We start from the raw sequence: 13,997 nt of genomic DNA on the forward strand, positions 1-13,997 counted from the left end.
GGTCATTTCGATTAACTATATTTTCTTCGATACACATAATACGATCCAGCTATAAATGCGGCAAATATAATACCAATTGCAAAATTAAATACCCCTTTATTTGTTTGTTCATCTGATGTTACAAGATCCGATTTGATTGGCATTGCTAGTTTTTCTTCACTTTGTTCCTCATCATTATTTTGTTTTTCTTGCTCGGCAATAAATTTTTGAATGATATCCAATGAATTTTCATACGTTGCATATTGCGCTTTGTTTAAGTATTCTAATTGCTCCACTGTATCAATATAAATCCATTTCACACCCGTTTTAAAAGGAAGACGCTTGAATAGTACATAGCCCTTACCTAACTCATTCCCTCCAATAATGACACTTTCGTTCGCTTCCGCTACAATCACATTTTTTGGCATTTCATAATCTTGATATTTTAGTGCGACATAATTATTTTCTAATGATTCAATTGCCTGTAGCTGACGATATGTATATGTTTCTGTTGGTTCCGCGTCTATTAGAGGTGCAGAATAATTTTCATCATCCACTAAATACCCCTCATTATTCCCCAACCGGTTAAACGCTTCCTCATTCATTTTCAAGCCATAAAAATCATAAATTAACCCATCAACCTGTCCGCGCTTGAACGATGTCTCTTTTTCACTTATATTCATCCCAAAATCATTTGAGCTATAGCCTACAAAACCTTGTTGTAGCCCTTGCTCGACCATTTGGAAATAGCTCAACGCGTTGCGCGAAATTGCCTCACTATACGGCATTTCGAGGAGAACTGATTGGGCAAGCTTTTGCTGAAGTACCTCTAGCTCTATAGCATCCCACTCAATTTGTTTCCTTGGTAATACTGCAGCTGCTAAATCAAGGAGTTCCTTTTGGACACGAGCCACATCAAAAGTAAATCGTTCATTTAGAGAAGCAGATTTGTAATCATCATCGTAAATAACCTTTACAATTTTTGATTTTTCATAGGTTGAAAAAAGCTCTTTAAAATCATGTTCTAATAAGGATTCTGTTTTTCCGTTCTTCGATAATGCATAATTTTCTAAGTAAATAGATTCCTCATATTCGTTTTTATACTCAGCTCCATAAAAATCCTTTGAGGCAATTTGCTCCTGCGTAATCGTTTGTGCACTTACATTCCCGTTACCAGAGCTAAGTACAAAATACGATTTTAAATATGTATTGGCCGTAATCTCATAAGTATCTTTGCCTCCACTCACCTCATAATAATCGGTTTTAGCCTGCTCATTTAATTGTGAAAGCTTAAACTTTTTATCTGAGTTGGTTTGAGTATGGTGATATAAAAAATAGTCGTTGGCATTTTTAAAAATGGTTAATCCATTTGTATTATTGTTTTGATAAATAACTTGGTCGCCACTATAAATAGTTTCCTCGTATTGCCCTTTTGATGGATTCGAATCTAACACGACATATAAATCCTCAACACCATCCTGTGTAAAATCGGCCACTAACGCATAAATAATATGGTCTAAACTTTGTAGTAGCTTATAATAACTCGAATAAATCGGTAGTAGTTCCTTTGTAAATGGTGAGATAAGTTCTCCCTTTACCCACCCGAGTCTTCCATTATAGTCAATTTTTACCCAATCACCCTGCTCGCGCACTAACTTTACCCGTGTACCTTGTTTTAGTTTTGCGACAACCATACCATTGACGTTCGCACTTGCTGTCATCACTGCACCGTCCTGTGCATTCACCATATAAAGTGACTCTTCCTCTTGCGCCATCACCTTCGAATTTGGAAATAACGCACTAAAAAGGACGAGCCCTAACACTATTTTTAAAACTCTCATATGCTTCCTCATCTCATATATACTTCTATCCATTATCTTATCAAATATTTAAAGCGCTTTGGGTAAACGATTGGAATAAGTGTGAAATTTTTGAATCCTTTGCGCATGAACGAGTAAATTAAATTATCCGTGAAGGATTCGATACTCCAACACGGATAAATCTTTACTCTATTTTAATAATAATGCCACAGCAATATCACGTCCTGGTGTAGTAATATTTTTGCCATTTGCATAAAGACCACTTGATGCGCCACCATCCGAATTCATTGCATCGACAGCCCCTAATTGCTTCATCACAGAGGCAAGCTGCTGAACCGTTGCCCCTGAAGTTGTGACAAACACAAGCTGACGATTTGGTAATATTCCAATTGCACTTCTCGCTCCTGGAGAGCTTAAAATTTTATGACTCGAGAAGCCTTCTGCAATAGGATCCACTGTGACAGCACCATTCGTTAATAAACGTGGGCCAACTTGAATTGCCTCTTGCACATTTCTTTCGGCAAATAAGGTCATAAACTTCGCACCAGGTAAAATTCCTACATTTCCATCCTTTAGTACATAAAAAACAGAGAATTTCGGATCAAATACTTTTACGCGCTCACCGTTCATTACTAAACCGTTGTAAACCGTACGATAGCTGTTATTTGAATAGGCCTCGAAGTAATTCCCGTTAATCGCTACTTTTGCATTGTGCGCTTTTGCAATTGATGCAAGTGAAGCCACTGAACCTAATTGATTTTTCGCAAGCTCTACATGGAGTGAGGTATTCGGTGCTAATAAGTTCATCGACACGACATTGACTGATAAACTTTTCCCACCTGCATTCATATTCTTTTTCGAAACTGTTACTTTTGGCTTGTTGATTACCGACTCTGGATATACTGAAACCTTGTATGTATTTGCACCTACTTTATAAGAAACTTCTTTTGTAGCTTGATTCCAATTCATCGGGACATCGAATAAAAACGCCACTTCTCGAACGGGAACATACACTGCATTTTGAAGCATTTTTGGCTTCGTATCCATTTGCTTTATTGTCGTACCCTCATGCTTAATCATTTTACTGCCCATCGTTAATTTATATTTATTGTCGATGGTTACAGTTTTGGATTGATTATTCCAATCAACTGGTACAGAAAATGTTTCTGCAATCATTCGTAATGGAACAAGGGTACGATTCGTATTATCCTCTACCACACCATACGAGCTTGCATTTACTTCTTTTGGACTGAAATGAAATGCAATAATTAGTAGCAATAATCCCACTGATATAATTTTTTTCAACATAGTAACACTCCTTAATAATTAGTACTTTTTTAGTATAATAGAAAATTAAGGAATTTCTATAGCAATACACTAATTCATTAAGTAAGTATTAAAAAACCCTTTGTAAATTCATTACAAAGGGTACCATTTCATTTTAAACGCTCCATTATTGCTTTGTTGTCACGATTGATTTAATCGAACTTGTAATTCTGATTTTAATGGAGATTTGGGAAGTCGCTGAATTGCTAATTTTGCTTGCGAGTAATTACTCTTTGTTTTGCTATTTTCATAACGTTCAAGCTTTTCAATCGCAGGCTTCGCTAATACTAGTAGTCCTGCCTGTAATCGTTCATCCAATGTTACTTTCGTCGCTGTTTCGGGTAGTGATTGTAGCGCTTCACTAGCCTTTGTATAATTATATTTCGTTGGACTCCGTTCAAATGTCACTAGCACTTTTTCGGCAGACTTACTTAATATCGCTACTGCCTTTTCCATTTCCTTCTGTTTTTGATCTCGGAAAGCCTTATCTCGAACTTGATTTAACTTATCCATAATACTGGTGAATTGTATAGTAGTAGGCTTTTGGTTGAATGCCTGTACTGCCTGCTCAATTGCTTGCTTATTTGATTCATTTAGAGAAAAAAGTTTAGTCGATTGGGTAATTGTTTGATACTTTGGCATACCAAAGCCATACAATTCATCAAAACCTACCGTTCCTAAGTCCTCAGCATATAGCTTTAACCCTTCATATAGTTCATCCGCAGTCAAATAAGCATATTGCTGCATTAGTAATGCTAATAATCCAACAATATGAGGCGCAGCTAGCGATGTTCCTTGATAAGTCGCGTACCCGCCATTCAAATATGTACTATAAATTTCTTCACCTGGTGCCGCAAAATCATTAGCAGCACCCGTACTACTAAATGTAGAACGCTGGAAGGATTGATTGACCGAGGATACTGCAATGACTTCTTCATGACGTGCTGGGTAAATCATCGTATTACCAATCCCTTGATCCGTTCCTTCATTCCCACTTGCTGCGACAATTAATATCCCTTTTTGCTTCGCAAGCCTAATCGCTTCATGTAAGGCAACACTGGATTCTAAGTCACCAAAGCTTAAATTGATTAAGTCCATCTTCTTATTGATTGCCCAATCAATTCCTTGAATAATTTTATCTACCCCGCCGAAGCCATCATCTTCAATTGCCTTCACCACATATATCTCTGCATTTGGCGCTACTCCTGCCACGCCAAAATCGTTATGCTGTGCTGCGATAATACCCGCTATATGCGTACCATGACCGTGCCCATCATTATAATGATCCCCAACAAAGGAAACACCATCCGTAATGTTCAAATCCGGATGCTTTGAAACACCCGAGTCAATAATAGCAATTTTAATTCCTTTTCCTGTGATTCCCTCTGCCCAAGCATTATTGGCATTAATGGCTTTTAAATTCCACAAATCCTTTTCAGATGAAGAATTACTTGCCACTTTAAACTGCTGTTGAATTGAAAATGTTTGGTTTTCTTCTATTAATATAATTTCAGGATGACTCTTTAATTGGTCCATTTTTTCATCAGCGATCTTAATAGATAGTATCTGTAATTGTTCGAGATCCAGCAAAACTTCAGTTGCACTTGATAGCACTGCCTGCTTTCCTTCCATTGAGCTATACTGAACAATTACGTTTTTTTCGAATTTTGCATATGTATTTGACGTAAAACCTGTTAATGTAACGATTAAAAAAATAACTATTACACCTATAATTTTTCTATCCACCTTATCACTCCCTCTTATACTCTAATAATATTTTATACTTTTTTACCATTATTTTCATTGGTAATTGGGAGTAAAGAGAAATAGAACAGTCTTGTTAGCGTATTTCGTACATATTTATTGAAAATATTTATAAAACTACTTTAATCGGTCAAACCTTTGAATGAATCGTGTTAAAACAACTAATGTAATTAACACTTTTCAAAAATTTAATGGAGTTGGAGGTTTCAAATATGAATACGAAACGTAACAAAGTTAACGGTAAGAAAGAGCCAGCTGCAACTAAATTACAGGTGAATGGTAGAAGTCAAAAAAACCCTCAAGAAGAATTAGGTATGGAGCAAAATCCAGGCTCACCTCAGTATGAGACTAGACAAAAATCCTCAAATCCTAATCAACCTGTGAGTGAACGTACGGCATGGCACTAGCTTCTATTTGAAAACCAATTCAACACACATTGAAAGGAAGGAATAAAGTCTTTGGCTTTATTCCTTCCTTTTGGAGTGATCGTCATTACTATTTGTTGGCAGGATTATTTATAAACTAATATATTTTATAACATCTGCGCATATCGCGTACATTTCCTTGGCCGCCAAGTTATGGTTTGCTGAATCAATATTTTCGGAAGTAGATTTACTAATGATACCTGCCTCGATTAACCTCATCCAATTGCCTTCATCTGCTGGTTGGTCTAGTAAAATTTCAGCTAAAAGATTACTCGCCTTATGTAAATCAAGCGGTTCATTTTCTTTGTAAAAAACGCCATTATACGTTGTTTGTAATTGCTCGCTTCGTTCAGCAGATTTTTCCGTTTGTGGTCGACTCATTGAAGCCCTAAGCATGTTCATAAAATTATGCGTCGTTACTGGCTTATCAACCGCTAAATCATTGTCGTAGCCACCTATAACTAAGCCGTAGTTAATAAGTGTTTGTACAGATTGATCAAACCATTCGTCTTCATACGGATAGGAAGCTTTTATCGGCTTTACAAATGCGCCTTGCTGTTTTAAGTGCGTACGCAGTTGTTCAATTAATGCTTCATCTTTACTTAATTCGCGGAACGTTACACCCTCTTTAATCGCCAATGAGGCCGCAATTCCAGCTGCATCACCAGTTACCATACCTGTTGGGACAATTCTTGTACTTCCTGCCGCTAATGACGAATAGCCTGCCGAACGCCCGACTACTAACAGCCCATCAACTTCAAGTGGCACAAGCGAACGGAAAGGAATGGCATATTGATTGGGTGTTGAAATGACATAACCATAATCCTGTGGTGTTTGTGCCTGTACATCTACTGGATAGGCACCGTAGCCGATATTATCCCAATGATCGCTATTTTTCCACACATCTGACATCGGAAGCTGGTACTCTGCTAAAATGTGACGTGTTTCACGTACATACAGTTCTGTTGGATAACTTGCAATTACTGCATTTTCAAAGCCACCAAATTCCTGTCTTAAATAACTCACAATATGCTTCGTCTCGCGCTTTCCCTTTTCAATCGCATCGGATTTCGCTGTTTCACTCAAGCCATCCACATCAAAAATTTGTAATGCATTAATATAATAGTCGTCTCCCACTTTTACAAGGTTCAGCCCGCGTAATCGGGTATTTTCCTCAACTGGCTTATACATATCATGGAGCTTTGTGAATCCCCAAGCGACTGATTTCTTTACCTCAGCTTCGCCAAATTTCTCGGATTTCGCTGTTTCCTTTACCTTTTTCCAATCGACATTTCTTAAATGGAGCATTAAAGTAACAGCCATTTTTTTATCTTCAATGCCAATATCCTTGCCACCAATAAAGTGTGGCACATTCGCCATAACAGCAATATCAGCATCTTGAGTAGCATCAATAAAGGCGCTTCCCTTTACCGTATATGTACCATTTACATTTTTAATTTTTACATCAGTTAATGTAGTGCCTGTTAGGATTGTCTCCTCAACCGATGTATTGACGGACAAGGTTAAGTTTTCTTCGGCAAAAACAAGTTGCTTAAATGCAGCCTTAGCATCTTCAATATTAAAGCTATTGTCGTTACCAACTAATGCATGCCACTCTTTATAAATACCACGACTCAGATGTCTTGTACTCTTACTTTTTGGAATATCTAAAAAGTTCAGCATCCCAAACGTAAAGAGCCCCCCTAAATCCTCACGCTTTTCAATAAGTAAAGTCTTCGAACCACTACGTGCTGCCATTACCGCTGCCGCAACTCCCTCTGGTTCCCCACCAATGACAATGACATCATATTGCTCATCAAATTTTTGTACTGCGACTGGCTTTTCATAGGACTGCGCCATTATTTTTGGTTCTGTTATGTATTTGATTACTAAAGCAATAACTACTAGGCTTGCTAAAAACCCGATCGTTATTGCTATTTTTCTTTTATTCATGCTGTGACTCCCTTTATTTAAACTATTGTCTCTTTTATTATAAGTTTTGGAAGAACGTTTATAAAGTGTTACTGGATTTTTATGTAATTTATCCTATACCTAACTTTCTTCTTTTTGCAGGATCTTCTTTCGCTTCTTTTCCATTCGTTACTCCTTCTTCAATAGAATCTTCATATTTATTTATATTAACAATTCGAAAAAATTCGAGTTGTTACGGCCATTTACATGACACAAGCAGATGGCAAAAAAAAGCCCTACACAGCCTTAGCCATGTAGAGCCCTTCTACAATTCTAGAATTATAGTGAATTGTCGAAAATATTTGTGCATCCAAAGCACGATATCTATTAATGACCGTTATTCATTACTTTTCTTCATAAACTCTAATTCTTTTTAAATCCCCATCATTACCGGAGAATGTAACTAATGTCTCGTCTTCATCGATATCAATCACTTCACCCGTAATTTCAGCATCTTCGTATTCTTCCCAAATATCATCAACGATACTATTTATGAATCTTTCTATCTTTGTAGATGATAGATTATACCAATCTCTATAGTAACTTCTTTTATTTAAGTCGATTTCGATTTCTACCTCGATATCATCCTTATCACCTTTGAGTGTGATTTCGAATTCCATACCATTCCAATCTCCGTAGTCTTTATTCAATTGCTTATCCAATTCTTTTAAAGAAACAGTAGATTTTGATTTTGCTAATAATTGTGCTTCTAGTTCTGCAATTTTAGCATCTTTTGTTTTAATTGCGTTTTCTAATTCTACAATTTTAGCATCTTTTGTTTTAACTGAAGTTTCTAAATTAGCAATACTAGCATCTTTTGTTTTAATAAATCTTTCTAAATTGGAAATTTCGTTCTTTAAATCATTTGGAGCTACAGTATCTGAAATATAAATAGATTTAGTTCTTCCATCCCAAGTAACAATTTTGTTTAGTACTCCTGATAAGGCGCGCACAGGTAAATAAGTAGTTCCATCGATAACGATTGGATCAACATTACCAGACACTTGAACATTATTATTTAGAATCTTAATTTGTGGGTTAGTCTCAACTTTTTTCGACACGACAGCAGCTTCAGAGACAGTTGTTTGTGAAAAAATTAATAAACTAGCAAACATCGTTGAAGCAATAACTTTACCTGCCTTTTTAAACATCTTTTTTTCCATATTTTATCACCCCTACTATATTTTATAACTTACATTATACACTTAATATGAAAATTATGGTAGTTTTTTAATCATTTTTCTCAAATTCATCAAATGATATTAAACAAAGAATTAAAGGCATAATAGAATAAGCTAATATATTAATAACTTGTTAATTGACAATTACTAATGATGACCATAACAACTGTAGGTTTTTTATGGTTTTCTCTGATGCTGTTAGTGGGAAAAACCTGATTAAAAAACTAATACTTGATTGATTAAAATTTTGAGTCTAGCCTTTTTAACTGTACCTTTACACAGCTTCCTAAAAATATTGATGCGTTTCTGGATCAGAAATGTCAATATTTATTTATGTACCAAGACCTAAACCAGTTGCACCAGTAACAGATCATGTTACAGCTAAAGTAGCTTTTTCCTCTCCATAACCCTTCACACAAAACGTAAATAAATCTGCACCCATCGCTTTCTCATCACCATACTATCCATAAATCTTCTGCAAGACAGGACTTAAAAAAAGAAGATAAAATAGAAAGTATAATAATCATTGTTGATTCCTTTTTCCCAATCGAAAATTTATTCACCCATTTCAATACATCTTTGGAAGTTAACGAGCTCAATGGAACTAAACACTCGCTGCAAAATCGTTCTAAGATCGAACGATATTTTGAAATCGTTGTTTCCGCTTTATTTGCTAGTTTTAAACTTAGCAAGTATTCATTTAATATCATTCTCGTTTGTATGGGAATTGCTTCATGGGTACTTATCCAATATTTACTTGTATGATTGGTCATATGTTACCTTCCTTTCTTTCATTCTCACACCTCCACTATGTGTTCACACTATTGTTAACTGTTTTCTTTACCTTTATTCAATTAGTTTTATATTTTATATAAGTTCATAACGAACTAGATAAAATTAAAGACTAGATAACGACCTTGATAATAGATTCTAATACTCTAAATTTGAAATGTGGAAGCTCCTTCGTCTAATGTCAAATTTAGAAGGCATTACTGACTTTTTATACGTATTCTTTACTTTATAGGTTCTACTATGCTGTTGATAATATGCATGTAGTTCCTCATTACGCTTAATCGTATTCATATGAATATCTTTAACGTTATATTCAAAAGATTGAAATCTTCCTAATGTTAGATAAGTTACTGGAATATCTTTTGCGACAAGAAAGTCAATACTTTGTATGCCAATAAAAACAGAAATCTTCTTATGTTGCAGATGTACTTTATCAAGCCACTGACGTTTCCCTAATGAAATCTCGGATGATGTTTGCTACATCCTCTGGTGATGGAACACGTCTTCCTAAGAACAATTGCAATCCCTTTCTCTCCAACACCACATCTACCAACTGAATTCTTTTTGCAGGTACTTTCTTTTGCTTCTCTTCCATTTGTTACTCCTCCTTCAAAATAGAAAAGCCCTTCACTTCACATTAGTAATGAAAGGCATTGAATCATACTTTATAGTTATAATAACTATATGAAAGTTAAGTTCTTACGGCTCTGAACATGTGCGTAGGCTAAAGGGTAAAATGAAAAGCCCTACATAGCCGAAGCCATGTAGAGCCAAATTGTTTACAAAATGTATTATTGATTAGTTAGCAACTTCAATAACAGTAGCAGTTACAACTCCTGTTTCTTTATTAGTTACAACTACTGCAGTATTAACAGTTGTATCAACTGTTGCTGTGAAACGAGCATTAAATGTAGTATCTGCATTTAATGCATTTACGATTGCTGTTGCTGTTTGAGCAGCAGTTACTACACCAGTTACTGGAACTTCAATTGTTTTATCAAAGTTTCCTAATGTAGTAGAAGTTTGAGCAACTCGAACTTTTGCAACTTTGTTAAACGCTGTTGCTTCAAGAGCTGGCGTTGAAACGTTAGCCGTTGCGATAGCTGAAGTACCTGCTGCCGGAGTACCTACTAAAGTTGAAGTAGCTACTGGAGAAATACCAGAGTTTACTTCTGCAATCGAAAGATTTAACGCTGTGTCTTCAGCTGCTGCTGTTTTAGCAGAAATAACTACTTTAGCACCTGATGTAGAAGCCACATATTTAGCATTGAAGTTAGTATCGCTATTTAATGCAGTAACAAGACGAGAAGCTACAGATGGTAAAGATTCATTTAATACTGTAGTGATTGTAATTGGAGCTACAGTAACACCTGTTGCTGCAAATTGTGCAGTAAATGTTCCATCCCCTAAGCCAGCTGCTGCTGTTAAAGTTAATTCTTCAACTTGCTCAGTACCAGCAGTTCCTAATGAAGGAGTTGCTGTAGTACCTGTTGCTGCCACTAATACTAATGGGTTAGTTGCTGCTACTAAAGTAGTTTTAGCATCATCTAGAGTAATAGTTTCAGACACTACAATAGATCCAGTAGTTTTAGTTAAACGATCAGCACTTGCTAATGCTGGAGTATAAACTACTTTACCAATATCAGATGTAATAGTAGTACCTGCTGCTACAGTAAATGTATGAGTTGCAGAAGAAGGTGTACCAGCCGAAGTTAAAGTAGTTTCATTTGCATCAACTACACCATCTTTATCAAGGTCGAACCAGAATTGAGAATCATCAGCAAATGTTACAGCTTCACTAAATGTTACAACGATAGTTGTTGGTGATGTAACTTCAGCTTTAGAGATTAAGCCTCCTGCTACTGGTGGAACAACTGGTGCAGCACCCGCTTCAAGAACGTTGAATGTTAATTTTCCATCAGCATCTTTAGTAACTGCTACACGAACATATTCATTACTTAATAATGTTTCAAATGCAGCTTTAGAGATCTTCGAACCTTTTTCTTGGTATTCTTTAGCATCAGCATAGCTATATACATTTGTACCAATAGTTAAAGTATCGTTAGCTGTATTCTTACTTGCAACTACACCTGTTGTTTCACCTGTTGCAAATTGAGTGAATTTAACAGTTGCTGCTTTAGAAGGTAGGACATTTCTTGAACCTAAAATGTCAATTTCTACTGTTGTTGCCGAATCAGCAGTGAACTCTACTACTGCTCTACCATTTGCATCAGATGTAGTTTCGAATGTATAAGTTCTACCTACATTTTTAGTACCACCTTGTACTTTTAACTCACCAAATGTTGTAGATAATTCGAATGTAACATCATATTTTTTACCAGTTCCATATGCGAATCCGTTTTGATCCACTGATTGATAAACTGCATATGCTGTTTTACCAGCTTGTAATGATGCTACTTCAGCACCAAACTCAGCATTTAATACTTTAATAACTGCTTCTTTTACTTCTGCTTCTGTGAAGTAAGTAGTTTCTGCTTCAACTTGAATATCTTTTTTATCAAGTGCTGTATCTGCACCAGTTTTACCGTCAGTGTTTAAGAATACAGTTGGTGTTACATAAGATTTTTTACCTTTACCAATAACACGGAATGAAGCTTTACCTTCTTTTCCTGCTACTTTAATTGCATATACTCCATCTTTTTTAATGTCGTATACTTTGCCGTCAATAATAACTTGGCTAGCACCATCGAATTTCGGGAATGTTACATAAGCTGTAGTTCCTGCATCAGCTAATTCACCTGTTTTAGTTTTAACTGTCACTTCGTACTCACGACCACCATAACCGAAATCATTTTCTTCGTCAATTTCAGTTCCAGCAGCTGGTAATACGCCTGCTTCAGCAGCATCTTCAGTTCCTAATGCTTTTACAGCAAGTTCAAGTTTATCATTTTGCTCGAATTTAACTGTAGCAGCTTTGTCTTGAAGAAGTAATTTGCCGTATGCAGGGTTTAATTTTTTAACCTTGTCTTGAGCTTTATCAAGTTTGTCAGTGTCTAAATCACCGATAGTAGCTTCATAAACAATTGGAGTTACAGAATCATCTGATCCAGTTAAGATTAATGAACCTTTACCATTTTTGTCTAATTCAATAGCTACGTATTGAGCAGCACCAGTTGATAATTCGTATGGAGTAAGTCCTTTACTTCCAGTATATGGTGTATAGTTTCCTTTTTCGTCAACAGAACCAACTGCACTTGTTACAACAACACCATCAGCAACTTTGTTAGATTTAACTCCTAAGTTTTCTTCAAACGTTACAAATACTACTGAGTTTTTAGCACCAGTGATTTCGTATGTTTTCTTAGAACCGTTAGCTACTGATTTGTCTTCTTTAGCTTCTTTAATAGTTAATTGAGCAGCATTAGCCCAGTAAACTCTAGCATTATCTTTAACGCTTGATTTGCTTGTAGCGTAAGCTACTACTTCATCAATTCCGTTATAGTAACGAGTATAAGAGTAAGTTGCTACACCTTTATCGTTAGTTAATGCTTCAACTTCGATTTTAGCGTTTGTAGACTTATCGTTAACGATATTGAATGTTACAGGAATACCTGCTTTAGATTGACCTTCTGCAACTGTTACTTCAGCAGTTAAAGTTACTTCTTTCCCGATAACACCTTGTTGAGAAGCAACAACTGTTTTAACAGCAGTTGGAATTACTGAAGCAACACCTGTGAATTTACCAACTTCTTCACCATCTAAAGATAAAGTATAAGTTGTTCCAGCAGTTTGTGCAGCAGTAGTTAATACTACAGTTGTGTTATCAGTTTGTTTTACTACTTTACCAGTAATTTCTAGACCTTCAATTTTGAAGTCTAAAGAAGCTAAGTCAGTTACTGGCTCTTCGAATGTTACTTCTACAGTAGTATTGTTAATTGCTTTAATTGCACCTGATACTGGAGCTTCTACGCCCTCAGTACGAGAGTACATTACAGCGAAGTCTTGGCGAGTGATTGGTGCGTTTGGATTTAATTTACCGTTGTCACCTTTGATTACGCCGTTAGCTACAGCGATTTCTAAAGCTTCTTGAGCCCAAGCTTTAACAGATGCTGAATCTGAGAATTGAGATAGGCTAGCAGAACCTTCTAAACCGAAAGCATCAACTAAGATGATTGCAGCTTCAGAACGAGTTAAGTTACCTGATGGGTTGAACTTACCAGCGCCTTGACCTTGGAAAATACCGTTGTTAACAGCAGCGTTGATTGCATCGTAGTACCAAGCGCCTGCTTTAACGTCAGTGAAGTTGATTGAACCAGTAGACTCTAATTCTAAAGCGTTTACTAAGATAGTAGCTGCTTCAGCACGAGTAACTGATTTACGTGGGTTGAAGTTACCCTTTTCATCACCTTGGATCACACCGCGGTCTACTAAATCTTGTACCGCTTCTTGTGCGTATGATGAAATTGTATTGAAGTCATTAATTTGAGCAGCTGATGCTACCGGAACGATTGCAGATGCTACTAAAGCAGCAGTTGCAGTTGTCGCGAATAATTTACGACCTTTGTTTGTTTTTGCCATTTAATTTCTTCCTCCTAAATTACCTTTTTATCCAGTTTATACTAGCCTAATGCATATTTTCTATGTAATGACGCATTTTAGCTACTTTAAACATCTTGATAAAAGGGTTTTTTTCCTAAATGCACATTAATTGGTATTGCAGTTTCAATTTAGCACATTTAATTACTTCAATAATATACCATCTATTAATTTAGAAAACA

9 protein-coding genes are annotated in these 13,997 nt (G+C 36.0%); 1 reads left to right on the forward strand and 8 read right to left on the reverse strand.

Annotated elements, in window-relative coordinates; all coding sequences use genetic code 11:
• Positions 1 to 11: 11 nt before the first annotated feature.
• The 3 genes from MKZ17_RS16910 to MKZ17_RS16920 form a co-directional block, all read right to left on the reverse strand.
• Positions 12 to 1,820 (reverse strand): SH3 domain-containing protein, encoded by a 1,809-nt coding sequence (locus tag MKZ17_RS16910; RefSeq protein ID WP_340724902.1) that lies wholly within the window; start codon positions 1,818 to 1,820, stop codon positions 12 to 14.
• 168 nt (positions 1,821 to 1,988) lie between these two features.
• The gene (locus MKZ17_RS16915; protein WP_340724903.1) at positions 1,989 to 3,107 is read right to left on the reverse strand and encodes a phosphodiester glycosidase family protein; all 1,119 of its coding nucleotides are present in this window, start codon (positions 3,105 to 3,107) and stop codon (positions 1,989 to 1,991) included.
• A gap of 159 nt (positions 3,108 to 3,266) precedes the next feature.
• Entirely contained in the window at positions 3,267 to 4,871 is a 1,605-nt protein-coding gene (locus MKZ17_RS16920) for a S8 family peptidase (protein WP_340724904.1), read from the reverse strand.
• A gap of 230 nt (positions 4,872 to 5,101) precedes the next feature.
• Between MKZ17_RS16920 and MKZ17_RS16925 the strand changes: the two genes are divergently transcribed.
• A complete protein-coding gene (locus tag MKZ17_RS16925) occupies positions 5,102 to 5,296 on the forward strand; it encodes a hypothetical protein (RefSeq protein ID WP_340724905.1) in 195 nt (64 codons plus the stop codon).
• 108 nt (positions 5,297 to 5,404) lie between these two features.
• Here MKZ17_RS16925 and MKZ17_RS16930 read toward each other — a convergent pair whose 3' ends face one another.
• The 5 genes from MKZ17_RS16930 to MKZ17_RS16950 all read right to left on the reverse strand — a co-directional run bounded on the left by MKZ17_RS16930 (position 5,405) and on the right by MKZ17_RS16950 (position 13,797).
• Entirely contained in the window at positions 5,405 to 7,267 is a 1,863-nt protein-coding gene (locus MKZ17_RS16930) for an FAD-dependent oxidoreductase (RefSeq protein ID WP_340724906.1), read from the reverse strand.
• Positions 7,268 to 7,629: 362 nt separating this feature from the next.
• Positions 7,630 to 8,448 (reverse strand): stalk domain-containing protein, encoded by an 819-nt coding sequence (locus tag MKZ17_RS16935; RefSeq protein WP_340724907.1) that lies wholly within the window; start codon positions 8,446 to 8,448, stop codon positions 7,630 to 7,632.
• A 470-nt stretch (positions 8,449 to 8,918) separates the two neighbouring features.
• Positions 8,919 to 9,239, reverse strand: coding sequence for a phage integrase N-terminal SAM-like domain-containing protein (locus tag MKZ17_RS16940; protein ID WP_340724908.1), 321 nt, complete (start codon positions 9,237 to 9,239; stop codon positions 8,919 to 8,921).
• 452 nt (positions 9,240 to 9,691) lie between these two features.
• Positions 9,692 to 9,853: a hypothetical protein gene (locus MKZ17_RS16945; RefSeq protein WP_340724909.1), complete on the reverse strand. Its 162-nt coding sequence runs from the start codon at positions 9,851 to 9,853 to the stop codon at positions 9,692 to 9,694.
• 203 nt (positions 9,854 to 10,056) lie between these two features.
• A complete protein-coding gene (locus tag MKZ17_RS16950; protein WP_340724910.1) occupies positions 10,057 to 13,797 on the reverse strand; it encodes an S-layer homology domain-containing protein in 3,741 nt (1,246 codons plus the stop codon).
• Positions 13,798 to 13,997: the final 200 nt, after the last annotated feature.

Source organism: Solibacillus sp. FSL R7-0682, assembly GCF_038005985.1.
Taxonomy (GTDB): Bacteria; Bacillota; Bacilli; order Bacillales_A; family Planococcaceae; genus Solibacillus.